Source organism: Halalkalibacterium ligniniphilum (assembly GCF_000334155.1).
In the GTDB taxonomy this organism is placed as follows: domain Bacteria; phylum Bacillota; class Bacilli; order Bacillales; family Bacillaceae_D; genus Halalkalibacterium; species Halalkalibacterium ligniniphilum.
On the sequence record NZ_ANNK01000066.1, the window covers coordinates 1 to 25,206 of the forward strand.

At 40.9% G+C, this 25,206-nt stretch carries 28 protein-coding genes; 20 read left to right on the forward strand and 8 right to left on the reverse strand.

Annotated features, from left to right (window positions below; translation table 11 throughout):
* The coding region (locus BLT_RS0106495) for a lipoate--protein ligase family protein (RefSeq protein ID WP_017726981.1) at positions 1 to 662 on the forward strand (662 nt) is incomplete at its 5' end.
* 28 nt (positions 663 to 690) lie between these two features.
* Here BLT_RS0106495 and dat read toward each other — a convergent pair.
* Positions 691 to 1,548 carry a D-amino-acid transaminase gene (gene dat / locus BLT_RS0106500; protein WP_017726982.1) on the reverse strand — a complete coding sequence of 286 codons (858 nt, stop codon included), beginning with the start codon at positions 1,546 to 1,548 and terminating at the stop codon, positions 691 to 693.
* 433 nt (positions 1,549 to 1,981) lie between these two features.
* Between dat and BLT_RS0106505 the strand changes: the two genes are divergently transcribed.
* Positions 1,982 to 4,549: a vitamin B12-dependent ribonucleotide reductase gene (locus BLT_RS0106505; RefSeq protein ID WP_017726983.1), complete on the forward strand. Its 2,568-nt coding sequence runs from the start codon at positions 1,982 to 1,984 to the stop codon at positions 4,547 to 4,549.
* Positions 4,550 to 4,928: 379 nt separating this feature from the next.
* Here the strand turns inward: BLT_RS0106505 and blaI are convergent, their stop codons facing one another.
* Together blaI and BLT_RS0106515 are read right to left on the reverse strand one after the other, a co-directional pair.
* Positions 4,929 to 5,312: a penicillinase repressor BlaI gene (gene blaI / locus BLT_RS0106510; RefSeq protein WP_017726984.1), complete on the reverse strand. Its 384-nt coding sequence runs from the start codon at positions 5,310 to 5,312 to the stop codon at positions 4,929 to 4,931.
* Positions 5,293 to 7,104, reverse strand: coding sequence for a BlaR1 family beta-lactam sensor/signal transducer (locus BLT_RS0106515; protein WP_026105016.1), 1,812 nt, complete (start codon positions 7,102 to 7,104; stop codon positions 5,293 to 5,295). The genes blaI and BLT_RS0106515 overlap by 20 nt, the downstream gene beginning before the upstream one ends.
* Before the next feature lie 228 nt (positions 7,105 to 7,332).
* Between BLT_RS0106515 and bla the strand changes: the two genes are divergently transcribed.
* The gene (bla, locus tag BLT_RS0106520; protein WP_394295503.1) at positions 7,333 to 8,280 is read left to right on the forward strand and encodes a class A beta-lactamase; all 948 of its coding nucleotides are present in this window, start codon (positions 7,333 to 7,335) and stop codon (positions 8,278 to 8,280) included.
* A 129-nt stretch (positions 8,281 to 8,409) separates the two neighbouring features.
* Entirely contained in the window at positions 8,410 to 8,562 is a 153-nt protein-coding gene (locus BLT_RS24000) for a hypothetical protein (protein WP_017726987.1), read from the forward strand.
* Positions 8,563 to 8,654: 92 nt separating this feature from the next.
* Here the strand turns inward: BLT_RS24000 and BLT_RS23650 are convergent, their stop codons facing one another.
* A complete protein-coding gene (locus BLT_RS23650) occupies positions 8,655 to 8,774 on the reverse strand; it encodes a peptidoglycan-binding domain-containing protein (RefSeq protein ID WP_152414294.1) in 120 nt (39 codons plus the stop codon).
* Positions 8,775 to 9,107: 333 nt separating this feature from the next.
* Here BLT_RS23650 and splB point away from each other — a divergent pair, with 333 nt between their 5' ends.
* The 5 genes from splB to BLT_RS0106555 all read left to right on the forward strand — a co-directional run bounded on the left by splB (position 9,108) and on the right by BLT_RS0106555 (position 14,237).
* The gene (splB, locus tag BLT_RS0106530; RefSeq protein WP_017726988.1) at positions 9,108 to 10,133 is read left to right on the forward strand and encodes a spore photoproduct lyase; all 1,026 of its coding nucleotides are present in this window, start codon (positions 9,108 to 9,110) and stop codon (positions 10,131 to 10,133) included.
* Between the two features lie 210 nt (positions 10,134 to 10,343).
* On the forward strand, positions 10,344 to 10,766 hold the full coding sequence (mntR, locus tag BLT_RS0106535; protein ID WP_017726989.1) for a transcriptional regulator MntR: 423 nt from the start codon (positions 10,344 to 10,346) through the stop codon (positions 10,764 to 10,766).
* Positions 10,767 to 10,991: 225 nt separating this feature from the next.
* Positions 10,992 to 11,888 (forward strand): patatin-like phospholipase family protein, encoded by an 897-nt coding sequence (locus tag BLT_RS0106540; protein WP_017726990.1) that lies wholly within the window; start codon positions 10,992 to 10,994, stop codon positions 11,886 to 11,888.
* Positions 11,889 to 12,160: 272 nt separating this feature from the next.
* Entirely contained in the window at positions 12,161 to 13,216 is a 1,056-nt protein-coding gene (locus tag BLT_RS0106550; protein WP_017726992.1) for a FecCD family ABC transporter permease, read from the forward strand.
* Between the two features lie 61 nt (positions 13,217 to 13,277).
* Positions 13,278 to 14,237, forward strand: a complete 960-nt coding sequence (locus BLT_RS0106555) for a FecCD family ABC transporter permease (RefSeq protein WP_051045221.1) — start codon at positions 13,278 to 13,280, stop codon at positions 14,235 to 14,237.
* Between the two features lie 201 nt (positions 14,238 to 14,438).
* On the opposite strand, the gene BLT_RS0106560 is transcribed toward BLT_RS0106555, so the two are convergent.
* The 3 genes from BLT_RS0106560 to BLT_RS0106570 form a co-directional block, all read right to left on the reverse strand.
* Complete coding sequence (locus BLT_RS0106560; protein ID WP_017726994.1) at positions 14,439 to 15,434, reverse strand: iron-hydroxamate ABC transporter substrate-binding protein; 996 nt, start codon at positions 15,432 to 15,434, stop codon at positions 14,439 to 14,441.
* A gap of 170 nt (positions 15,435 to 15,604) precedes the next feature.
* Positions 15,605 to 16,003, reverse strand: a complete 399-nt coding sequence (locus tag BLT_RS0106565; RefSeq protein WP_017726995.1) for an SA1362 family protein — start codon at positions 16,001 to 16,003, stop codon at positions 15,605 to 15,607.
* A 22-nt stretch (positions 16,004 to 16,025) separates the two neighbouring features.
* Positions 16,026 to 16,994: a DUF1385 domain-containing protein gene (locus BLT_RS0106570; protein ID WP_017726996.1), complete on the reverse strand. Its 969-nt coding sequence runs from the start codon at positions 16,992 to 16,994 to the stop codon at positions 16,026 to 16,028.
* A gap of 205 nt (positions 16,995 to 17,199) precedes the next feature.
* Between BLT_RS0106570 and BLT_RS0106575 the strand changes: the two genes are divergently transcribed.
* From BLT_RS0106575 to efp, 4 genes are all read left to right on the forward strand, one after another.
* The gene (locus BLT_RS0106575) at positions 17,200 to 17,697 is read left to right on the forward strand and encodes a YqhR family membrane protein (RefSeq protein ID WP_017726997.1); all 498 of its coding nucleotides are present in this window, start codon (positions 17,200 to 17,202) and stop codon (positions 17,695 to 17,697) included.
* Positions 17,698 to 17,803: 106 nt separating this feature from the next.
* Complete coding sequence (gene aroQ, locus BLT_RS0106580; protein ID WP_017726998.1) at positions 17,804 to 18,241, forward strand: type II 3-dehydroquinate dehydratase; 438 nt, start codon at positions 17,804 to 17,806, stop codon at positions 18,239 to 18,241.
* On the forward strand, positions 18,238 to 19,305 hold the full coding sequence (locus tag BLT_RS0106585; RefSeq protein WP_017726999.1) for an aminopeptidase P family protein: 1,068 nt from the start codon (positions 18,238 to 18,240) through the stop codon (positions 19,303 to 19,305). The genes aroQ and BLT_RS0106585 overlap by 4 nt, the downstream gene beginning before the upstream one ends.
* A 93-nt stretch (positions 19,306 to 19,398) precedes the next feature.
* On the forward strand, positions 19,399 to 19,956 hold the full coding sequence (gene efp, locus BLT_RS0106590) for an elongation factor P (protein ID WP_017727000.1): 558 nt from the start codon (positions 19,399 to 19,401) through the stop codon (positions 19,954 to 19,956).
* 227 nt (positions 19,957 to 20,183) lie between these two features.
* Here efp and BLT_RS0106595 read toward each other — a convergent pair whose 3' ends face one another.
* The gene (locus BLT_RS0106595) at positions 20,184 to 20,426 is read right to left on the reverse strand and encodes a hypothetical protein (protein ID WP_017727001.1); all 243 of its coding nucleotides are present in this window, start codon (positions 20,424 to 20,426) and stop codon (positions 20,184 to 20,186) included.
* A 300-nt stretch (positions 20,427 to 20,726) separates the two neighbouring features.
* Here BLT_RS0106595 and BLT_RS0106600 point away from each other — a divergent pair, with 300 nt between their 5' ends.
* From BLT_RS0106600 to spoIIIAF, 7 genes are all read left to right on the forward strand, one after another.
* Complete coding sequence (locus tag BLT_RS0106600) at positions 20,727 to 21,008, forward strand: YqhV family protein (RefSeq protein ID WP_017727002.1); 282 nt, start codon at positions 20,727 to 20,729, stop codon at positions 21,006 to 21,008.
* A gap of 15 nt (positions 21,009 to 21,023) precedes the next feature.
* Positions 21,024 to 21,953, forward strand: a complete 930-nt coding sequence (gene spoIIIAA / locus BLT_RS0106605; RefSeq protein ID WP_017727003.1) for a stage III sporulation protein AA — start codon at positions 21,024 to 21,026, stop codon at positions 21,951 to 21,953.
* Positions 21,950 to 22,462 carry a stage III sporulation protein SpoIIIAB gene (spoIIIAB, locus tag BLT_RS0106610; RefSeq protein ID WP_017727004.1) on the forward strand — a complete coding sequence of 171 codons (513 nt, stop codon included), beginning with the start codon at positions 21,950 to 21,952 and terminating at the stop codon, positions 22,460 to 22,462. The genes spoIIIAA and spoIIIAB overlap by 4 nt, the downstream gene beginning before the upstream one ends.
* A 39-nt stretch (positions 22,463 to 22,501) precedes the next feature.
* Positions 22,502 to 22,708 (forward strand): stage III sporulation protein AC, encoded by a 207-nt coding sequence (gene spoIIIAC, locus BLT_RS0106615; RefSeq protein ID WP_017727005.1) that lies wholly within the window; start codon positions 22,502 to 22,504, stop codon positions 22,706 to 22,708.
* A gap of 13 nt (positions 22,709 to 22,721) precedes the next feature.
* Positions 22,722 to 23,111, forward strand: a complete 390-nt coding sequence (gene spoIIIAD / locus BLT_RS0106620; RefSeq protein ID WP_268871124.1) for a stage III sporulation protein AD — start codon at positions 22,722 to 22,724, stop codon at positions 23,109 to 23,111.
* Between the two features lie 23 nt (positions 23,112 to 23,134).
* A complete protein-coding gene (gene spoIIIAE / locus BLT_RS0106625) occupies positions 23,135 to 24,319 on the forward strand; it encodes a stage III sporulation protein AE (RefSeq protein ID WP_017727007.1) in 1,185 nt (394 codons plus the stop codon).
* A gap of 170 nt (positions 24,320 to 24,489) precedes the next feature.
* Positions 24,490 to 25,158 carry a stage III sporulation protein AF gene (gene spoIIIAF / locus BLT_RS0106630; RefSeq protein ID WP_017727008.1) on the forward strand — a complete coding sequence of 223 codons (669 nt, stop codon included), beginning with the start codon at positions 24,490 to 24,492 and terminating at the stop codon, positions 25,156 to 25,158.
* Positions 25,159 to 25,206 lie beyond the last annotated feature (48 nt).

The following is a 25,206-nucleotide window of genomic DNA, read 5'->3' on the forward strand; positions in this document are numbered from 1 at the left end:
AAGAAATCAATTTGGATGCTGTAAAAAAGTACGGTCTCGGCTTTGTACGCCGGCCGACAGGAGGGCGTGGAGTTCTCCACGACAAAGAGCTTACCTATAGTGTGATCGTTTCAGAAGCCCACCCAGAAATGCCAGCAACCGTAACGGAAGCGTATCGTGTCATTTCCCAAGGGATATTAGAAGGATTTCGGGAAGTAGGTCTTGATGCTTATTTTGCGGTTCCTCGTTCTCAGGAGGAGAAAGATGCATTAAAGAATCCTCGTTCAGCCGTTTGCTTTGATGCGCCTTCCTGGTATGAGCTTGTCGTTGAAGGACGAAAGGTTGCAGGAAGTGCTCAAACTCGCCAAAAGGGCGTCATTCTTCAGCATGGCTCAATTATTTTAGATATTGATGAGGATAAGCTTTTTGATTTGTTTCTCTATTCCAGCGATCGGGTGCGTGAACGAATGCAGCGTAATTTTAAAAATAAAGCTGTGGCCATTAACGCATTGCGAAGCACCCCTCTAACTATTGAAGAGGCACGTGCCGCTTTTAAAAAAGGATTTGAAAAAGGCTTGAATATTCAGCTTGAGCCCTATCAATTGTCGGAGGAAGAAGAAATGGAAGTTCAGCGGATTGCAAAGGACCGATATGAGCAGGAAGCTTGGAACTTTCGCAAATAACGATGAAACAAAGCAGTGACCGCTTGGGTCACTGCTTTGTAGCTGTATGGCATTGTCTGGTAATTTCTTCGTTAAAGGCTTGCTGGAGCTTCTTTGTAACAGGGCCGATGTTAAAGGTTGCTTGCTCAGCACCTTGAATGGTACGGATTGGCATTACTTCCATGGTTGTGCTTGTAATAAAGGCTTCGTCAGCTTCCTTTAGTACTTCTTTTGGAAAAGGCTCTTCGATAACGGAAAGATCTAATTGATTGGCAAGCTTCATGACAAGCTGTCGCGTAATGCCATTTAGGATTAAGTTCGTTGCTGGGTGGGTATAGAGCGTATCGTTGCTAACAAGAAACAAGTTAGAAGAGGAACCTTCTGTAACCGTTCCATCTCGATGTAAGAGGGCTTCATGACAGTTATGGTCACTAGCCTCCCGTTTGGCTAAGACGTTTCCTAATAAGTTAATGGACTTAATATCGCAGCGAAGCCAGCGAATATCATCAGTGAGCCACACATCAACGCTATCGACCGAATGGTTGTTTGTTGGGTGTGGGCGAGCATAGCCCGTTAATACCGGGACTTCTGTTCGGTTATAAAGATGATTCCTTGGGCTGATACCTCTTGTCAATTGAAAGTATACCGTACCTTGATTAACGCTGTTTGCTTCAATGAGTTGACGAATGAGTGCTTCTAATTTTTCCATTTCAAAAGGTATAGGTATATCTAGTTTTTTTGCACTATTTTTGAATCGAGTCAGATGATCGACAAGCGCGAACGGCTGGCCATGGTACACCCGTACGACTTCGTAAATGCCATCACCAAAATGATAGCCACGATCCTCAAGATGAATAAGGGCTTTTTCTTTTGGGACTATTTGTTCATTTAGTAAATATCGTTCCATCGTTGATTCCTCCTGTTCTGAGCTCATTTTGATTGGACCATTGAAAAGAAAAAAAGTCAATTCATTAAGCAAAAAATAGGAACAGTTGCCTTATTTTCAACGTTATCGCTCTTAACAATTTTTGCAACAAAGAAATTCCTTCAAAACTTAAAATTAATGCCGAAAATAGTCAAGTTTTCTCGTTCATTCTTCTTAATTTGTGCCATTTGATAGTTGACAAAATGTAATTTTGTCCTTCTCTTCACAAGATATAGTATTTGACTTTCTTTGTTGAGTACTATATATTGATTTTTTGTTTGGGTCTGTGATAGACTTAGTCAAGCATAATAAAGCTGGAAAAATGGACAACATTGTCACTGTTAGAAACATGAAAAGACAGACATTGATTACATACTAACGATAACCTAAATAACAATCGAAGGAGGAGAACGACATGACGATGACGATGTCAAACGTGATGCGCCTAAATGTAGAACAACTAAATAAAGATATTGAGCAATTTGAACAGGTGCACCCTATTACACCAGATATGCATATCACACGAAAAGGTGTTTCTCGTCTTGTAATGCTCGATCGTTACACATTCAAGGATACAGAGAAGAAAACGTTAAAAGAAGGTGACTTTGTTGTCCTAACAGTAAAGGATGACCCGAAATTCCCAGCAAGAGGATACGGGTTTGTGCTTGAGCTTGATTGGAATGAAAACAAGGCAAAGGTTCTTGTCGATGAAGAATTTCAAGGGGTACTTGAAGACCCTGAAGAGGTCAAAACAGGAGTCGTTACTCGTTCACTTGATACGATTGAAAAACCTCTTGAAATTTATTATGAGCAAATTGCAAAGCGCAATGCGACAGGACTTGCTGAGGTAGAGGCGACAGAAGAAAAACGGAAAGAATCGTTTGAACGCTTTTATCACGAGCTCGTCACGATGAATTTCGTACCAGCGGGACGTGTGCTCTATGGAGCTGGCGCAAAAACCGATGTTACTTATTTTAACTGCTATGTCATGCCATTTGTTCAAGACTCCCGTGAAGGGATCTCGGAGCACCGTAAGCAGGTGATGGAGATTATGAGTCGTGGTGGTGGGGTCGGAACGAACGGATCAACATTGCGCCCGCGCAACACGTTAGCACGGGGAGTAAACGGAAAATCGTCCGGTTCTGTTTCATGGTTAGATGACATCGCCAAATTGACTCATCTTGTTGAGCAAGGTGGATCACGCCGTGGCGCACAAATGATTATGCTTGCAGATTGGCACCCAGATATATTGGAATTCATTATTTCGAAAATGCAAAATCCGCGAATTTTGCGCTACTTGCTTGAAAACATTGAAGACGAACAAATTCGTAAGCTTGTGAAAGAAAAGCTGAAATTTACGCCGCTTTCGGAATTAGAAGAGTCAATGTACCAAAGCATTGTCAATTATAAAGTGATTGATGGTCAAGGTGGTTTTGATAAAAAAGTCATTCGAGATGCTGAAGAGAAGCTTCGTATCGGTGGTACGTACAGTGTAAATAACCCTGAATTTCTAACAGGAGCAAACATCTCTGTTTGTTTAACAAAAGAATTTATGGACGCGGTAGAGAAAAACGAAACATATAGTCTGCGCTTCCCTGATGTAGAAAACTACTCAGAAGAAGAAATGGAAATCTATAATCGCGAATGGCATGAGGTTGGCGATGTCCGTGAATGGGAAGCAAGGGGTTTTGGTGTAAGGACCTATCGTAACATTAAAGCAAAAGATCTTTGGAACCTTATTAACATTTGCGCGACCTATAGTGCAGAGCCTGGTATTTTCTTTATTGACAATGCGAACGATATGACAAACGCAAAAGCATACGGCCAAAAGGTCGTTGCAACAAATCCGTGTGGCGAGCAACCACTAGCTCCTTACTCTGTTTGTAACTTAGCTGCGATTAACCTAGCGGAAATGGCCGATAAGAAAAACAAGCAGGTTGATTTTGATAAGCTAAGAAAAACGGTGGAAGTTGGCGTCCGTATGCAAGATAACGTCATTGATGCAACCCCATATTTCCTTGAGCAAAACACGGTTCAAGCAAAAGGAGAGCGCCGTGTTGGCCTAGGTGTCATGGGTCTTCATGATTTGCTTATTTACACGGAAACCGTCTATGGGTCAGATAAAGGGAATGAGCTAGTTGATAAAATTTTTGAAACCATTGCAACAACAGCGTATCGTACAAGCATTGAGCTTGCGAAAGAAAAGGGAAGCTTCCCATTCCTTGTTGGCAAAACAGATGAGGAAACAGCAGCCCTCCGTCAAGCATTTATTGAAACCGGATATATGAAAAAGATGCCAGAGGATATTCGTGAAGGAATTTTAACACACGGCATTCGAAATTCTCACTTGTTAACGGTAGCACCAACAGGAAGTACAGGAACAATGGTGGGGGTTTCTACTGGATTAGAGCCATATTTCTCCTTCTCTTATTTCCGCAGCGGTCGCCTTGGGAAATTTATTGAGGTAAAAGCAGAGATTGTCGAGGAGTATTTGCAAGCCAATCCAAATGCAAATCCTGATGAACTGCCTGAATGGTTTATTTCTACAATGGAGCTTACACCTGAAGCCCATGCAGATGTACAGTGCATTATTCAGCGTTGGGTTGACAGCTCATTATCGAAAACCGTCAATGCTCCTCGTGGTTATACGGTTGAACAGGTACAAGCAGTCTATGAGCGTCTATACCGTGGTGGCGCAAAGGGCGGTACGGTTTATGTCGATGGAAGCCGTGATGCCCAAGTGCTTTCTTTAAAAGCTGAAGAAAACAAATTTGATGAATATGAAGAGCAAAAAGAGTCAGATCAAGAAGAACCGAAGAAGGTCGTACTCGTCAATACGATTCAAGACCTTCGCTCGACGAATGTAACGATTGGCTCTGAACTGGGTAATACGTGCCCTGTCTGCCGTGAAGGTACGGTTGAAGATATTGGTGGATGTAATACGTGTACGAGCTGCGGTGCACAATTAAAATGCGGTTTATAAGAAAAAGGCGGGGAATTTCCTGGGGCTTTGAATTAAAGTTTGATAATCGGTAATAAAGTTTGATAAAAAGTAACCTCTTCGCTATGATGGCCGTAAGAGGTTACTTTTTTTATATTTCTCAAAATATAACCTGAATTATTCACCACGATCTAAAATATTGGAAATTTCATGAGATTTATAATTCGGAGATAATAGCCTCTTTTAGAGAGGGTTTGAACCGAACCTTGGGAGAAAACTGATTTTTGGACACACTCCTCCCTTGGTGCGGATTCGTTTTTTTAAAAAAGGCTATTTAGTTAAATGTTAGCTGCTACACCCGGGTCAGCACTGAGCAAGAAGCAATAATTACATGAGTGATATGTCTCTCGCTTTTTTAATATTATTGCTTTTTAGGTTTGTTATTTAAAATAAAGCGTAGTTCGTTGATATCATCATCAGATAGGGTATCTTCCTGAATAAATTGGACAAGCATGGATTTCAGGGTACCTCCATAGATACGCTTGATAAATGATTCGGTCTCGGCGCGCTGGCACTCATCCTGTGTATAGAGCGGGTAAAAGGTGTAAACTCTTAGATTTTTATTGACACCTACTACATTTTTTTGAACCAATCGATCGAGAAGCGTGCGAATAGTTTTCGGCTTCCATTCGGTACTCTCCTGTAAGGAAAATATGATGTCATTCGCTGTTTGAGGCGCTTTATCCCAAAGCACGTTCATGATTTCCCATTCTGATTCTGATATACTAGGAATGTTTTTCTCCATATTTCTCCCCTCCATTTTGTTTATAGATTCCTAAATCTTTTAAAATTGATAAAGTAATTTCTACCGCCTTGCTTCCAGATGAATCATCTTCATTTTGTATATTGGTAGCAAAGAAATAAGTGTTGTTCTTCGTCTCTACATACCCGATAAACCAACCATTGATGTTTTTACCATTCACTGTTCCTGTACCTGTTTTTCCTGATAGGCGAGCATCTTCATTCTTTTCTAAGAGTAGTGCTTCCTTCACTGCTTGGGTATGCATTTCCTTATATCCCAATTGATTGTTATAAAAGGCTTGCAGCAGTTGGACTTGCTCAACTGGAGAAATTTTTAATGAGGATTCGTGCCAGAAATCACCGAACCCTCCAGATACATCGGAATTTCCATAGTTTATGTCTTGTAGATTGGATTGTATTGTTTCAAATCCTGTTCTACGATCTAATTCTCGAAAATACCAGTTTACAGATTTTTGTAAAGCAGATGAGATATCCTGATCCATATTCCAAGCTTCAAAGGGTTGCTCTGTCCCATCCCATGAAAGGGTGGATTCTTCAGGTGATATCACATTTGATTCTAGTGCAAATAAGGCACTATAGATTTTGTATGTGGAATCAGGTGATACCCGCAACGTACTTTTCTCTTCATTATAAATGCGATATTGCTGTGCACTATGATCATATAAAACAAAGCTTCCTTCATACCCTTTAAAGAATTGATGTAAATCCTCATAAACTGTTCCGTCATTATTAAAATAGTATCGGTTGTTTTCCGTCGCAAATGCGGAAACGAAAGGTAATTGGATTGTCAAAATGCTACTGGCCAACACATAAATAAAGATGCTTTTTCTTATTGATTTCTTTGCGCCATGCTTATAGGAAGAAATTTGTTCAATTCGTTTTTTGATTTGAAGCTTCGAACCGTTTAATTGTGTCATTAACTGTAGCTTACTTGACCGTTTCGAAAGATCCACAAAATTAATGATTGTGTTTCCATACTCACTAAAGGAATTATCATCTAGTAACTGTAAAACAGATGTATCACATGCGATTTCCCGATCTAATCTCATTTCTCTAAAAGCAAGCCAGACAAGGGGATTAAACCAATAAATGATTTGATAGAACAATATCACGTAATTTGTCAGCAGATCCTTGTTTTTATAGTGATTCAATTCATGAAGAAAGATACACTCGTAATTTTTCAAGCTAACCCAGCTTTCATGCTGAGCAGGTAAGGCGATATATGTTTGAAAAAGTCCGAATATCATTGGAGATTGGACTCTTTTCGAAATAACAATCTTTATTGATCTTTTAATCTTTAGTCTTTTCTTGCATTCTTCGAAAAGCACGAGAACTTCTTGATTGGAAAACGCAGAAGAATCTTTCTTTATCCTTCTTAGTGTGAGCCATCCACGAACCATAATAAAGGTAAATAAAAGCACCCCTGACATCCATAAACCCATCACTCCCATATTAAGTAAGGACAGGTCCGAGCGATTGACCGATACAGAAAAGTCTTGCATCAGGTGTAGGCCCTGCATCATATTCGTTTCAGTTAATTCCATATTAGAACTGGGTGCATTAGTCTGATATGTACCCCCACCGCTATAGAAAGAACTAAAATTGTATAAATGAGTAGGTATGAAAGGAAGTGCTAATGCCATAAATAGAAACATCCACAAATGATAGTGCCATTTTGCTGTTAGCTGTCTTCCAAACCATTTTCGTATAAGTAGAATGACAGCAATGGAAAATGAAGACACCAATAGACCTATTATGAAATGAGTTAAAAACATGTCCTTCAACACCAACTCTCTTGATTATTAATTTATTTAAAACGGGTATATAGCAAATTTATAGCAGCTTGAAGGTAAAAAATAAAGAATTGACTTTAGTTGATTACATATGTAATACTTTACTACAGATGTAATCAGACTACAAATGTAATCTGTTGAAGCTCCTTGCATAAGGTTGTTTTATCAGCTCATACATAAGAGTCTAATCAAATAATTAGGAGGTTTTACATCGTGAACAAAAGATGGTTTTATCAAATACTTGCATCTATAGGCTTGGTGCTTATGGTTGCAGGCTGCTCAGATGAGAAAAAACAGGTTCTACAGCAATCAGAAACAATACATACGGAGGAAACTAACCAAACGTCAGAAAATATAACGGTTAAAGAAACTACAATAGAGAAATTTGAACAACTTGAGAAGCAATATGACGCGAGGCTTGGTGTCTATGCCATTGATACAGGAACAAAAGAAACCGTGGAATTTCGTGAGGATGAACGATTTGCGTATACGTCTACATCCAAAGCCCTAGCCGCAGCAATTTTATTAAAGCAAAATCCGATATCAGTGCTTGAGGAAATAAGGACATTCACCAATGAAGATATTGTTACCTATTCACCGATTACAGAAGACTTTGTGGACAAAGGGATGAGTCTAGGAAAGATAGCTGAAGCTGCGATGCAGTATAGTGATAATACAGCAGGAAATCTTCTGTTCGAAGAATTAGGCGGACCAGATGGATTTGAAAAAGCGTTACGAGAAAGTGGCGATACGATCACAATGGCTGATCGTATTGAACCAGATTTGAACGAAGCTATTCCTGGGGATTTACGGGATACAAGTACCCCTAAAGCTCTTGCAATTAACCTTGAGGTGTTTGGAATTAGTGAGTATCTTCCTGCCGATAAGCAAGAAATTTTCACAAATTGGCTAAAAGGGAATACTACAGGTGATTCCCTCATTCGAGCTGGTGTTCCAGAAGGTTGGGAGGTTGGAGATAAGAGCGGAGCCGGTGGCTATGGAACTAGAAATGATATAGGTATTGTGTGGCCACCAAATCGAGAACCGATTATTATTGCGATCATGTCAAGTCGCAATGAAGAGAATGCAAGCTTTAATGATGAACTCATTGCAAAGGCTACAAAAGTGATTGTTCAGGCGTTTTCTAACAACAAATAGATTAACATTTTAGAGAAAGAGTACGATTCTTGGGGTAAGGATCGTTTTTTACTACAAGAAAGTTTGTGAAAGAATTACTATCTGAGGGTTGAGGGAACACATGGTGAAGATGGGTTTCAAAATGAAAGATTGACTGGAAGGGAATATCGTCTCCATATTTTCAATAAATTTTTAGATGATGAAAGATATTCAATCGGTATTGAGTATCCGAAAGACAGTGAAACAGAGGAAATGTTAGATATGTTATTGGATATGGCGGCTACGCTAGAAATTAAAGAATAAATTAATAAGAAGGAAGGGGTGCTGGATCACGATTTCCATTCGTGAAATTTGACCCGTCCAAGGAGTACCTTCAAACTCTTGCAATTGATTTTTTAACGCATTGTAGTTTGTGAACCAGCAATACCATCAACGGTAATCCCTGAACTTCTTTGATGAGTAACAGCAGCGTATGTTCTAGTACCAAAAATCCCATCTGCATATCCAGTGGAAATTCCAGCTTAATTTAATTGGACTTGTAGTAATCCCTTATCAATAATCTTAAACAGAGACCAACATCTAGATGGAGGTCTCTGTTTTTATTATTCAGTATTTTGAAGTTCTTTACTGTGCAAACTGAATAAATTGCCTTTGCTCCTAAAATAAGAGTTAGCAATTTGATTGTATTCTAACTCTGAAATGAAAACGGGGTCTTCAATGTGGGTTTGTGTGGTGTTTTTGATCAAACTTTATTTTAAAGCTACATCCCTCGCCTTTTTTCCATGAACTAACATGTTGATTTTATAAAAAAAAGCGTACTTTAATAGGTAAAAAAGGAGTGCATAAAGATGGAACCATTCTCACCACAGCTTATCTATTATGAACCAAGGGCGTTAGAATACGAGATCGGTCGTGAACTGTTAGAAAAATTCAAGAAAATGAATGTAGAGATTCGAGAAACGACGTCCCATAACCAAGTGCGAAATATTCCAGGGAACAATGAGCTTCAACAATACCGAAATGCCAAATCGACCCTGGTGATCGGTGTTCGTAAAACGTTAAAATTTGATACATCCAAGCCTTCTGCCGAGTATGCTCTGCCTTTAGCAACTGGCTGTATGGGACATTGCCACTACTGCTATTTGCAAACGACGCTTGGAAACAAACCATACATTCGAACATACGTTAATTTAGAAGAAATCTTTGATGCAGCCGACCAATACATTAAGGACCGAGAACCTGAAATTACCCGCTTTGAAGCGGCATGTACATCTGATGTTGTGGGGCTGGACCATTTAACTCATTCATTAAAAAAGGCAATCGAGCATATGGGGCAGACGGAATTTGGCCGGCTACGCTTCGTCACAAAGTATCATCATGTTGATCATTTACTTGATGCAAATCATAATGGAAAAACGCGCTTTCGTTTTAGTGTGAACTCCGATTTTGTGATCAAAAACTTTGAACCTGGGACGTCCTCATTTTTAGAAAGAATTGAAGCAGCAGGAAAAGTGGCAAAGGCTGATTATCCGCTTGGTTTTATCATTGCCCCACTCATTTTGCATGAGGGCTGGAAAGAGGGATATCTTGAATTGTTTGAACGGCTGGCAGGGACGCTTCCTTCCTACGCACAAAAAAATTTAACGTTTGAATTAATTCAGCATCGATTTACAAAAACAGCAAAGCGTATTATTGAGAAGCGATATCCAAAGTCAAAATTAGAAATGGATGAGGAAGAACGAAAATACAAATGGGGTCGGTACGGTCGCGGGAAATATGTATATAAAGATGAGGAAGCGAGTGCTTTGAAGGAGACAATTGAATCGTACATTGAGCGCTTTTTTCCACAAGCAAAGATCGAATATTTTACGTGAATATATCTTTTCATGCCATTTGAAAAAAGGCTTGGAGCGATCTTTTCATACGCAAGAAATAGCAATTCTCATTGTCGAAGCTTGGACTTTTATAGTAGAATGGAGGTGATGCACTTTTTCTTTTACAGCGTTTAATCGAAAAAGGCAAGAAATAGAAAACGTTCGTTCTGTCACTTCGTGCAACCGTTCGTTGAAACTGGAGGGGACCCAATGCCAACACCAAGTATGGAAGATTATTTGGAACGCATTTATATATTAATTGAAGAGAAAGGTTATGCCCGTGTATCGGATATTGCCGAGGCATTAGAGGTACACCCTTCGTCGGTAACAAAAATGGTGCAAAAGCTTGATAAAAGTGACTATTTGGTATATGAGCGCTACCGAGGACTTGTTCTGACCTCAAAAGGAAAAAAAGTCGGCAAACGTCTCGTATACCGTCATGAGCTGCTCGAAGATTTTTTGAAAATAATCGGTGTCGATGCTGAATATATTTATCAAGATGTTGAAGGGATTGAACATCATCTAAGCTGGGACGCAATTGATCGAATCGGAGACCTGGTTCAATTTTTTCAAGAAGACGGACGCCGTATCGAGGCATTAAGGGAGATCCAAAAAAATAACGAGGAAGAGTGACCGTGACATTTTGTTGCGGTTTTATATACATAGAAGTTTATCGACGTCGTTAAAAATTTGAAGGCCTAAGTATAACTGCAACGAAGGCTTTCCCTATGAAGGACTTGGCGAAAAGCCAAGTTTTGTTTATGTGAAAAAAGAAACCAAAATGGAATTTTTTATTTTTTAGGCTTGTCCCTCGTTCCTTCACTCATACAGTGAAGTAAGTGGGGGGGGGATGTTTCGATGAACGTAGACGGTGTGTTCGCAGGAGGAGGAGTAAAGGCATTTGCTTTTATTGGAGCACTTCAAGTAATGGAGGAAAGTGGTTACACCTTTTCTAGGCTAGCGGGTACAAGTGCTGGGGCGATTTTCGCTTCTTTGATTCGTGCAGGTTATACGAGTGAGGAGCTTTTGACGATGCTTGATGATTTAGATATAAAAAAGTTTAAGGATGCTGGAATGAGCATCGTACTCTTTCCTTTTGCGAAATGGTTACGACTTTATTATCGTCTCGGCATGTATAGCGGAGTAAAGCTAGAACAGTGGTTGAGTCAAGCTCTAAAGGAAAAAGGCATTTCCACTTTTGCTGACTTGCCTGTTGATTCTTTAAAAATTATTGCATCGGATATATCGAGGGGGCGTCTCATTGTTTTACCAGATGACTTACCAGATTACGGGATAAATCCTCAGTCGTTTTCAATTGCCCACGCGGTCCGAATGAGTTGCAGTGTCCCTTACTTTTTTGAGCCTGTAAAGCTGTATAATCGAAAAAAAGGGGGGGAACGTTCCTATGTGGTGGATGGCGGCATCCTTAGTAATTTTCCTCTTTGGGTATTTTCAGGGGAAAGAGATGGGACTTTAAGACGTCCGGTTTTAGGTTTTCAATTAAAACCAGAGCTTGACGAAATACCTCCAAATGAAATTAAAAATGCGATTGATTTGTACCAGTCCCTGTTCGTTACGATGCGACAAGCGCACGATTTGCGTTATATCTCAAAAAAGCATGCAAAAAACATTGTGTTTATCCCTGTCGATAACGTGACATCAACCGATTTTAATTTAGATCAAGAACAAAAGAAAGTGTTAATTGAACTCGGCAGGCAAGAAACAGCACGTTTTCTTCATTCATGGTCCTATTAGTGAATAAGTAATCTTTGCTTCCCCATCCGGACTTCACGCAAAGAGGATCTGCATAGACCGACATGGTTTATGCTTTTTGTAATGGGAAAAGAGGTGGTGCATGTGTTGCAAATCAATAGGAGAAGATGTACTCATGCAGCTATTTCTATTTATTAGAAAACAATTGAAAATGATTATCATTTCCATTAGTATAATATTGTTGAAAAAAATTTGTTGTCACTTTCATGCTGATGCTGACAACAAGCAATTGAACGAAAGAGGATTGAATAAAAATGAATAAACGAACCGCTAAACAAAGAGCAACTTCCAAGAGCGGTGGAAAAACAGTTGCTTCACGGCCGCTGGTTGCAACATTGATTCTAAGTCTTGGGCTTATTGCTTTACTTTTTAGTATGGCAGCATCAATTTCATTTGGAGCGGCGGAAATCGACATCCATTCAGTATGGACAAGTATTACCCAATTTGACGCAACACTTACCGCCCATCAAATCATACAAGAGATACGAATGCCAAGAGCGATTGCAGCAGCACTTGTAGGCGCATTTCTAGCGATTTCTGGGGCAATCTTGCAAGGAATGACAAGAAATCCATTAGCGGCTCCTTCAACGATGGGTATAACTGATGGAGCGGCTTTTGCTTTAGCCATTGCTCTTGCTTTTTATCCAGGAATAACGTCCATGGGTCTCATCGCATGGTCTTTTATTGGAGCGGCTATCGGGGCATCTCTCGTTTTTATGGTTGGGAGTTTTTCAAAGGGGGGACTTACACCAGTAAAGCTAGCACTGGCGGGAGCAGCAGTTGGTGCCCTTCTTCGCTCCATATCTGCCACCATTGCGATCCGTTTTGACGTTGCTCAGGATATGAGTTTTTGGTATGCAGGAAGTGTTGCTGGTGCTCAGTGGCAAAATGTTCGTTTGCTTATCCCTATTGCCGCGATTGGATTAATCTTAGCCTTTATTCTTTCTCGTTCGATTACGGTCTTAAATTTAGGTGAAGATGTAGCAAAAGGGCTTGGACAGCAAACTGTCTATGTAAAGGTTTTAGCTGCCGTATTAATTGTTCTATTAACAGGAGCGGCCGTTTCAATTGCAGGTACTGTCGGCTTTATCGGTCTTATCATTCCCCATCTAACACGCTTTTTAGTTGGAGTAGACTATCGTTTGATTGTTCCATGTGCAGGAATACTAGGAGCACTTTTGCTCGTTTTGGCCGATCTTGGAGCTAGGATGATTAATCCTCCTTTTGAAACCCCTGTTGGGATTATTACGGCACTAATCGGTGTCCCGTTCTTCCTTTATCTTGCTCGTCGTGAGGGAAAGGGGCTATAAGAGGTTGTTGAAAAAAAACAGAGAAACAAAGCCATTATTTGTCATTATTTTTTTGGCTGTCATGATAGGTTTTACTTTTTTACTTAGCTTGAACATGGGCTACATCCGCTTGACACCAAGTGAAGTACTTCAAACACTACTTGGAAATGGGACCGAAAGACAGGAGCTTATTCTCTTTGATTTTCGTTTGCCAAGGATGATATTGGCGCTGTTAATCGGAGCAGGACTAGCCGTTTCCGGTGCAATTTTGCAAGGGGTATCACAAAATAGCCTTGCAGAGCCAGGGATTATAGGTATTAATGCAGGAGCTGGGTTCGCAGTCGTCGCTTTTATTTTTTTCTTTCAAGGTTCTGCAACAGGGCTAGGGACAATCTCCATCTTTATGCTCCCCTTATTTGCCCTTCTCGGAGCAGGATTAGCTGCGTTTCTTATTTACCTCCTTGCATGGAAAAATGGAGTAACGCCAATACGCCTTATTCTTGTTGGCATTGGTATTAATGCTGCTTTTACAGCTGCACTGCTTCTGTTTCAGCTTAAGATGAACCCTCGTGACTTCATGCAGGCGACCGTTTGGTTGTCAGGAAATATTTGGGGGGCGAATTGGAAGTTTGTTCTTGCTACTTTGCCTTGGATGATTGTATTGATTCCGTTAACAATTTTTAAAGCTCGAGTTTTAAATGTAATGAATCTTGGGGATCAGATTGCTGTAGGTTTAGGTGTAAATGTGGAAAGAGAGCGGAGAATGCTATTACTCTTTGCGGTGGCATTAGCTGGGTCCAGTGTTGCGGTTGGGGGCGGCATTGCTTTTTTAGGGCTTGTGGCTCCTCATCTAGCAAGAAGGGTTGTTGGGGTGAAGCATGAAGCCGTATTACCTACAGCAGCATTGCTTGGTGCCCTGATTCTTCTTGCTGCAGATATGATTGCAAGAGGTCTACAAGGCTCTTCTGAGATACCAGTAGGACTTGTTGTTTCTGCACTTGGTGCTCCGTATTTCATCTACCTTTTAATCAAATCAAATTAAAGAGTTGGAAGAGAATTGTGGATAACGAGAAGCTTTCGATAACGGTTTGAAAATGTAGAACATGTGTCGTAACTGAATACAAAACAACAGAGGAGGCTTCAGCAAATGAAGCCTCCTCTGTTGTTAAAAGGTAAGAAAAGCTAGCTATAGGAGCCAGTGTCTCAAGGTCGCTTATAGCCTAGTGCCTTCACTTTTCTTACATTATTCATGGGCTAATGCTTGCATAACTTCATCAATGGTTTTTTCACTTGCAACAAGTCCAGAGATCGTCCAGTTGCTTGGATCTTTGATTTCATACACTTGATTATTTGTAACAGCAGGAAGCCCTTTCCAAATTGAGCTATTGTACAACTCTTCAACACTAGCCGTTTCGTTTTCGGCATATAAAACGAAAAGATGATCGGCATCTAAATCGGCTAATTTTTCAAGAGAGATCGGATCCCACTGTGCTTTTGCTTCAGGTAGACCTTCAACAAAAGAAGGGACGGTAAGGCCTAAGTCATCATAAAGGACATTTGCGCTCAAACGTGTTTCTTCAAATAAATAATACTGTTGTGCCATGACCCAAAGGATCGCCACTGATTCGTCACCAATCGATTCTTGCAATTGCTCTTTAGCAGCAGCAGCCTTTTCTTCATAGGAAGTAAGAGCAGCTTCTGCTTCTTCTTCCTTGTTTACAATCTCACCCATTGTACGAAGCTGTTCACGCCAATCAGCACTCACTTCATCTTTGAACACATAGGTTGGTGCAATTTTCATATATTCTTCGTACAGACCATTTTGAATAGCCCCAGCTGAGCTTAAAATAATCAAGTCTGGCTCATGAGATAAAACTTGTTCGACAGGGAGATCCCAGCCAATGGTTGGAACATCTTGAAGAGAAGGCTGCAAATAATCAAGAACCGTTTCGCCGATCGACCATTGTGCAGCAGGCTTTATACCTAGAGCAATCAGTGAATCTTCTAAATAAGGAGCAATGATGCGCTCAGGATTTGCCGGGATTTCAACACTGTCACTCATTGCATCTTCCATCACTTTTGTTGATGATTCAGTAGAGCTTGCGTTCGACTGTTCTTCAGTTGCTGAATTGCTTTCAACTTCTGATCCGCTCTCATTGTTACTCGTGCATGCTGCGATAAACACGCTTAAAAATAAAATGGTGAGAAGCGAGAAAATGTATCCTTTTGTTGCTTTCATTTGAATTCCTCCACTATGTGAGCTATTTGGTAATCGTACCATCAACGAAAATGATAATCATTATTAGTTAGAGTGTCAACATAAATTTTTTCTCTCAGAAATGTTACGAGAAAAGAGCATAAGAGGAGGGTTAGCTACTGCGAACGATCAGGATCAAAAAAAGAATCGGGCTAAAATAACGCTCGATTCTTTTTCTTATTTTTTTTGCCCTCTATGACCGTAAGGTGGCTACCTTCACGGCGTTTTTTGCTTGGTTTTTTTAATGTCTGTTTTTTTGCTTGTTTTAATTTTGCAGGCAAGCTTGTTGGACGTTTTTCCACTTTTGCAGCTGTACTCGTCCGTTTTGCCTTTCGGAGCTGTGCAGATGATGGGCGCTGACTTCCTCCCACGCGTCCACCGTTACGCTGAGCCATAAAACGTTGAAACAAGAAAAAAAGCAGGGCAGCGATCGCTACCACCGTTACCACTTGGGTAAGTAAGCCAACAGGGTCAGTTATTAAGGATGAAATTAAACCTAAAATCGCTAGACCAAAAATGGTTAATATGAGGGGATGAAAGGCTTGGCGCAAGGGAACCCACCTCCAAAATATATTAGCTTGATTCGACAAGGGTTGCTTCACTGCGAGTGGAAGCGATCTCTGCTTCATAGATTTCTTCACGGCGCAGCATCTCCTCGAATGATTGGATTGCCACTTCCACTTGGTCATTCTTCGGCTCCTTCGTCGTTAAAAGCTGCAACCATAAACCGGGGTAACCGAGAAAACGTAAAACAGGAATGTCTCTCATCCTATTTGTTAGCTGTAAGACTTCGTAAGAAACGCCTAATACAACGGGAATCAATGCAACACGGTGGACGAGACGCTCCCAAATGGAATCAAAGGGGACAAGTAGGTAGATGAATACACCGACAATAACAGTGAAAAGGATAAAACTACTGCCACAACGATAATGAAGACGTGATTGACTTTGAACATTTTCTACTGTTAAAGGCATATCTCGCTCATAAGCATTGATCACTTTATGCTCAGCCCCATGATATTGAAATACCCTGCGTATTAAAGGGGTAAACGAAATGAAGTAAATATAAGCAAGCAAGAGTATTAATTTAAGCAATCCTTCTATCAAGTTTTGGGCGACATGTCCCGGGAAGAGAAAGCGAAGGCTTTCGGCACCAAGGGCCGGAATGATCGTGAAAATGAATTTTCCGAATAAGAAGGATAAGACACCAACGGCTGCTACACCAAATATCATTGATAGCTTCGATGTTTGTTCGGCTGGTACAATTTGATCATCATCTTTCGGATCCACTTCATAGCGATCGGTAGAAAAATTTAAATGCTTGGTTCCATACATGCTCGCTTCAATGATCCCTACAACGCCTCGAACGAAAGGGATTTTTTTTAGCCGCTGAACCCAAGGGACTGATTTTCTTTTTACTTCAAAATGATCATAAGAGCCATCAACGCGACGAATTGTAGTGACGGTTGTATGTTTGCCTCCAAACATCACGCCTTCGACAACGGCTTGACCACCGTACGCCGATTTTTGCTGCTTTGACATGTTGACACCAACCTATCTGATTTTACTATCGTATGTTACTTCTTATTCTACACGAAAAGCATAAAATCCTCTATATGGAGACTCTTATCACTACATATGCTTACATTTTAGACAAGAAACGTTTGATTCATTCTGCTTTAACACAAATCCACATGATTCGATAGAAAAAGCCAGTTTGGGCATACTGAACGTGGAGGTGTTTAAAATGAACGAAAATCGAGTCGAGCAAATCAAGCAGGATGAGCAAATCAAGCAGGAAAACCAAATGTCATTCCCAGCTAAAGTTGCCTTAATTGGCTTTTTTGGGGGAATCATTTGGTCGCTGGTCGGTTATTTTGCCTTCTTTTTTAATTTTATTCGGGTCGGTCCTGCTTTAATACTCATGCCTTGGGCGCTTGGTGATTGGAAAAATACATACATTGGTCAGCTTGTAGGGATTTTAGCCATTGCGACCTTATCGATTGGGGTGGCGTTTCTTTACAAGCTCTTATTACAAAAAGTCGTTTCAATGTGGGCTGGAATTGGATTTGGACTCGTACTTTGGGGATTAGTCTTTTATGTCTTAAATCCGCTTTTTCCTGGACTGAAAAATGTCCAGAACCTTGATAGTAATACAATTATCACCTCACTTTGCCTATATGTGCTGTACGGCGTCTTTATTGGATACTCTATATCTTATGAGTATGCTGAGCAAAAGGGATAGGAAACTGTTCTTTCTTTATGCTTTTTTCGCCAACATTTAACACCTATGATACAATAGGACTTGTTGAAAACCATAGGATTGCGGAACAAACAAAGGGGCGGGGAAGATGAAGAAAATTGTCGTTTTAAATGGACCAAACTTAAATCGACTTGGATTACGTGAACCTCATATTTATGGACATGAAACGCTTAAAGATGTGGAGACAAAGCTGGAGCATTTTGCGGAAACGCAAGGATGCATCGTTCAATGCAAGCAATCGAACCATGAAGGACAAATCATTGATTGGCTTCATGAAGCAGGTGAGCAAGCGGATGGTGTCGTGTTAAATCCGGGAGCATTCACTCACTATAGTTATGCGATTCGTGATGCCATCGCAAGCATATCAATTCCAGTGATAGAAGTTCATCTTTCAAATGTTCATGCCCGTGAATCCTTTCGTCATACATCGGTGACTGCACCTGTCACAAAAGGGCAAATCATTGGCTTTGGAACATTAGGCTATCAGCTAGCGATTGCAGCGCTAGTAGAGGGGGAAACGAAATGAACCGTGTCGTGCAATTACGTGAAAAATTTCGTGAACTAGAGATTGATGGGATCTTAATTACAAGCATGTATAATCGTCGATACATCAGTCATTTTACAGGTACAGCCGGCGCCATTCTCCTTTCAGAAAAAGAAGCAGTATTTATTACGGACTTTCGTTACGTCGAGCAGGCCAAAGAACAAGCAAAAGGCTTTGTTGTTGTGAGGCATACAGGTTCTATTTATGAAGAAATTGCGAAACAAGTAGAGAATTTGGGTATTCAAAAGCTTGGCTTTGAAAAAGCACATGTCACCTATGAAGCATATGAGCTATATAAGCGTATCATTGAGGCAGAGCTTGTTCCTGTAGCTGGGGCTGTTGAAGCGATTCGCTTAAGAAAAGATGAAGAAGAAGTGAATATCATCGCAGCTGCTGCTGAAATTGCGGATGCAGCGTTTGAGCACATCATATCGTACATAAGACCAGGAATCACTGAGCTAGAGGTGGCAAATGAGCTGGAATTTTTCATGCGAAAGCAAGGTGCAGCGAGCTCCTCTTTTGATATTATTGTAGCGTCTGGCTATCGTTCAGCCTTGCCACACGGAGTAGCGAGTGAAAAAGTGATCCAAAAAGGGGAACTGGTCACGCTGGATTTTGGCGCCCACTATAAAGGCTATAACTCTGATATTACAAGAACGGTGGCTGTAGGTAACGTGAGCGATGAATTAAAAACCATTTATAATACAGTACTTGAGGCTCAGCTTCGAGGAATGAAGGGAATAAAGCCGGGAATCACGGGTAAGGAAGCAGATGCACTAACCCGTGATTACATCGAATCAAAAGGGTACGGTGAATATTTTGGTCATTCAACGGGACATGGTCTTGGGCTTGAAGTCCATGAGGGACCAGCCCTTTCTCATAAATCGAAGACAGTACTTGAGCCAGGCATGGTTGTGACGGTTGAGCCAGGAATTTACGTACCAGGTGTTGGCGGCACACGAATTGAAGATGATGTTCTGATTACGGAGACGGGAAATCGTTCGTTCACTAGTGCTACAAAAGAGTTACTAATGGTTGGGGAATAACAGAAAATTTTTGGCGAAACTTTGAGGTGGCTGTGGTATAGTAACATATGTGATGAACGTCCGCTGAAAATGGGAAAGATGGAGGAATAAACAATGATTTCTGTAAACGAATTTAAAACAGGGCTGACAATTGAAGTTGATAATGGAATTTGGCAAGTGATTGAATTTCAACATGTAAAGCCAGGTAAAGGGGCGGCTTTTGTTCGTTCTAAGCTTCGGAATCTTCGTACCGGGGCGATTCAAGAAAAAACGTTCCGTGCCGGTGAAAAAGTAGCGAAAGCTCACATTGAAAACCGACGTATGCAATATTTGTATGCAAGCGGTGATGTTCATACATTTATGGATAATGAAACGTTTGAGCAATTAGAGCTGACAACGTCACAAATTGAGCATCAGCTTAAGTTTTTGAAAGAAAACATGGAAGTTCAAGTGATTAGCTATCAAGGTGAAACACTTGGGGTAGATGTTCCAAACACGGTTGAATTAGAGGTGACCGAAACAGAGCCAGGTATTAAAGGGGATACAGCTTCTGGTGGCACAAAGCCAGCAACGCTAGAAACGGGGTTAACGGTTCAAGTTCCATTCTTTGTGAACCAAGGAGATGTGCTTGTTATCGATACACGAAACGCAGCGTATGTGTCTCGCGCGTAAGAGGTAAGGATTAGATTAAAGGATAGACGAAGTGAATCATAGCTTCGCCTATCCTTTTTAAATGTATTGTTAGAAGATGACAACTTTTATGGCACATTTTAGGGCGAAGCAACATATAGATTTATTATCAGGGTTTGTTAAAAGCTAACGGAGTTAATGGATCAAATGGCTATTTGATTAAATCCTGAACATAAAAAAGGGTAGCTGCGGGCTACCCTTTTGCAATATTAAATGCTAACGGAGTTAATGGATCGAGGAGAAACTCTTGTAATTCCTGGTAGATTTATTGTAGGACCAGCGCCTAATGTAGCGTTCGTAAACATTGCATTTCCGTTTCGATCAAACCCTTGAAAGACCCCTCGTAAGACACCTTGCACACCACCGCCGTCAAATTGAATGGTCACAGTTGTACCAGGTTGAAGGCGAAGTAATTCTCTAGCTGCAGTAGCTCCAGAAGGAAAATTGCTCAATTAATTCCTCTCCTTTCATTTTAGGATATTACATTCTATTACTAAAAAGGAGAAGCCGCTTGTGCAGAGTACTAGCTAAAGTGGCGGATTTTTACTTGTTTTTAACAGACATCGTAGGTAATTGACAGCATATAAAACTGAGATAATTAAGCACACATAGCGCGTAATGCTATGTGTTTTTTAATGCCATTCCTGGAAGCTCAACGCATGCGTGACAGGCAGACGTGTCAAATTAGTAGGCATGGACGCCGCTATCCTGTCATAGGTTGTACAAAGAAAGAGTGCTTTGAGGTGACTTGAATGAAATCGTGGTTTGTTTCGATTGAAGTAGCTTTACTGATTATGGTAGGACTGCGGATCCTTTCTGGCTTAATTGAGATTAGTGCAGCTGGGCTCATGCTTCGACTGAACAGTATAGAAAAGGCAGTAGCTATAAATGCGGGGCTTGCTTTGGTTGGACCGATTATCTTTATTTCGTCCATTTCAATTGGCTTGCTTAGTATGGCAGACCGACTTTCATTTACGAAAATTTGTTTAATTGGAGCAGGCGTTGTGTTGATTTTACTCGGGATCCGAAAGTAAAAGGAGCGATTTAGCATGAAGGATGTGCTTACAGTATTGCCAGAGCCGATCCGAGACTTGTTGAAACAGATTCCCCATTCTTTGCAAGAGCAGGTGGAGGAGATTCGTTTACGGATTCATCGCCCACTTGAAGTGATTGCGAGAGGGACCCCTTACTATCCTGAAAAAGAGGGTGCCTTATATTTGGTTACACCAAAGGATGCTCAATTTTTACTAAACCAGTTAAGTCACTATTCAATTTATGCCTTTGAAGAGGAGTTAAAACGAGGCTTTATCACAATGGCAGGGGGACATCGGGTTGGGTTGGCGGGAAAAGTAACGTTAGAAAAGGGTGCTGTTAAAACCGTTCGTGATATTAGTTCATTTAACATTCGAATTGCCAAACAAATGATTGGAGCCAGTGAACCTTTAACTTCGTATCTCTATGATAATGGTTGGCTTAATACGCTACTAATCGGTCCTCCTCAAACGGGGAAAACAACGCTCCTTCGAGATTTAGCAAGGATGATCAGCTCAGGAGTTCCTAAGAAAGGAATTTTGCCATTGAAGGTTGGGATTGTTGATGAACGCTCAGAAATTGCTGCCTCCTTAAAAGGGGTGCCTCAGCATGATCTAGGAATGCGTGTGGATGTTTTAGATGGATGTCCGAAGGCTGAGGGGATGATGATGCTCATCCGTTCCATGAGTCCTGACGTGCTCATTGTTGATGAAATTGGTCGAAAAGAGGATTGTTTTGCTGTTCAGGAAGCGATTCATGCAGGTGTAAAAGTCATCACCACTGTCCATGGTTATGATTTAGAGGACGTTGGGAAAAGACCTGCTTTGCGTGAGCTACTCGACCTCCAAGCATTTGAGCGTTGCATTGAATTAACAAGAAAAGCAACACCAGGTGTGATTCAGCGCATTCGAAACAGCCAATCCAAAGATGTGGTGATGTTGAAGTGAAGCTGTTAGGCGCCATATTTATTTTTATGGCAACAACCTGGATTGGCTTTGAACTGGCAAGGCGATTAAGTGAAAGGCCGAGGCAATTAAGGCAGCTAAAGGTGGCCCTTCAGTCTCTAGAGGCAGAAATGTTATATGGCTTAAGCCCTTTAGCGGAAGCTACTGAAAACATTGCAAAGCAATTTCCACAGCCTGTCGCCTCGTTATTTGAACGGTTTTCCTTTCGCTTAAGGGAGAAGGAAGATTCGGTGTATGAGGCGTGGCATGAGGCGATTAAAGAAACATGGGGGTATACGGATCTTTTACAAAGTGAACAGGAAGTGTTGCTGCAATTTGGGACGACGTTGGGTCAGCATGACAGAGAGCAGCAGCAGAAACAAATCCGCTTAACGCTTGCTCATTTAGAACGGGAAGAGGGAGAAGCGAAAGAACGCCAACATCGCTATGAACGAATGATGAAAAGTCTCGGTGTTTTAACAGGTCTCTTACTTATTATTTTAATGCTGTAATTAAAGAGAGAACGGTGGCTTGTAAGGAGGGAGAAGGACATGGCCTATGATGTAAATACGATTTTTCAAATTGCTGGAATTGGCATTGTTGTTGCGATGATTCATACGGTGTTAAAACAAATGGGAAAAGAGGACTGGGCTCACTGGGTGACGTTAATCGGGTTTGTAGTCGTTCTTTATATGGTAGCAACAATTATTGATGACTTATTTCAAAAAATTCGGGGGGTTTTCCTCTTTCAAGGGTAAGGAGTGAGTTGCGATTGAGATCATCCAAATTGTGGGCTTAGGTTTAATCGCAACCTTTCTCGCCCTAGTCGTCAAAGAACAAAAGCCAATATTCGCCTTTTTACTCGTCGTTTTTGTTGGTGCGTTAATTTTCCTTTTTTTGATCGAACAAATTGCTAGGGTTATCAGCATGCTTGAGCAGATTGCACAAAATGCAAATATTAATCAAGTCCATGTGCAGACAATTTTAAAAATTATTGGGATTGCTTATATTACAGAATTTGGTGCTCAAATTGCAAAGGATGCGGGACAAGCTGCGATCGGGTCAAAAATTGAATTAGCGGGCAAAGTGCTTATTCTTGTGATGGCAATCCCGATTTTAACGGCAGTGATTGAAATGGTCATCTCTCTTATCCCTCAATAAACTACAGCTCTGCTGGAACGGAGGTGAATCATCTGTTTAAATGGGCATTTCCTCTGCTTTTTTGCTGTTTCGTTCTATCCTTTTCTACGGTGGTTTATGGAGAGGACGAGCTTATTGATGAACAAAATTTTTTAGAAAATCAAATCGAGCACCTTCAACTTGATGAAGTAAGTGAATACTGGCACAAAATCGCAACCGAATATGGTGGGTTTTTACCTGAAAGCCAAAAGGGATCCTTCCTTGATTTTGTTCGAGGGGACAAGCAATTTTCCATTAAAGAATGGGGCGTCGGCTTGTTGAAATTTTTTTTTCATGAGCTATTCATCAATGGAAAGCTGTTAGGTTCGTTAATTCTCTTAACGGTGTTCTGTATGCTGCTTCAATCGCTCCAAAATGCCTTTGAACAGCATACGGTAAGCAAGGTTGCTTATGCGATTACGTATTTAGTCTTAATGATTATTGCTCTAAATAGCTTTCATGTTGCGATAACGTATGCCCAAGAAGCGATTTCAAATATGATTCATTTTATGATTGCGCTTCTTCCCCTTTTACTTGCTTTAATGGCATCAATTGGAAATGTAACATCTGCTGCATTGTTTCATCCGTTAATTGTGTTTCTCGTTCATTCTAGCGGCCTTCTCATTCACCAAGTGATACTACCACTTCTGTTTTTATCAACCATTTTAAGCATTGTTTCTACCTTAACTGACCATTACAAAGTAACGAAATTAGCAACCCTTTTACGAAATATTGCCATCGGAACATTAGGCGTGTTCTTAACGGTATTTCTAGGTGTGATTTCGGTTCAGGGTGCCTCTACAGCTGTTGCCGATGGTATCACTGTTCGAACCGCAAAGTTTATTACTGGAAATTTTGTTCCTGTTGTTGGACGGATGTTCACAGATGCGGCAGATACTGTGATGAGCGCTTCTTTATTGTTAAAAAATACGGTTGGACTTACAGGTCTTGGGATTCTCCTCCTGCTTTGCGCATTTCCGGCGATGAAGGTTTTAGCACTAGCGATTATTTTTAATGTATCGGCAGCCGTTTTACAGCCTCTAGGAGGTGGTGCAATCATTGAGTGTTTATCGATGATCGGAAAAGCCGTCATTTACGTTTTTGCAGCGTTAGCGGTCGTCTGCCTTATGTTCTTTCTTGCCATTACGATCATGATTGCAGCAGGAAACCTATCGCTAATGATACGGTGACAGAATCTTTGATAAGCAGGTGATCCAGGCTATATAAAGAGGAGAAAATAGGTCGGTTAAGTCTGTGCATGATTACATGCATAATACGAGGTGGTCGGGCGGAAGGGAATCTTAGCACCCCATCCAGTATGGAGGCACCACTTTTTTGAAAACAAAACGGGGAGATGCGTATGGCTTTTTTAACAGATTGGTTGACCAACATTATCTTACTCATTTTACTTGCGACGATCTTAGAGCTTATGTTACCAAGTACTGGGTTGCAGCGTTATGTAAAAATGGTCATTGGCCTTCTGCTCCTTGTTGTGATGCTTCAACCAATCCTATCTATTTTTACAGAAGATGTGGATGCTTGGCTTCTTACGGCGATGAATCAACATGATTCAGAGCAAGTCGTTTCAGATAATCGGATCGAGATGCAAAAAAATGAAATAGAAACAGGACAACGTGCATATATTTCAGAACAAGTGGCTGTCCAATTAAAGAGACAAGTGGAGGAGGAATTTCGTGATCAATTTGCTTTTGAGCTAGCTGATGTACAAATCATCATGGATAACTGGATGGAAGGCACGTTTCAACTTGAACACATTGATACTGTACAGGTATACGTTCAAACGGCAGATGACGGAAGTCACCCCCGCGATCCTGAAGATGAGGCCGTACATGTACCGTCTGTTGCCGTCGTTCACATTAACACCTCAGAACGTACAGAGCAAGAAGACCTCAGTGCTGTAATGGATGAATCGGTATTGAAGGAGTTTCTTGCAGAAGCGTGGCAGGTTCCTAAAGAAAAGATTTCGTTGGTGTGGGAGGGGGGAAGCAGAGAGAATGAGTCAAGATGAACAAAAAGATAGACAGTGGCTGAAAAAACTACTAAAAAAACCTGGAGT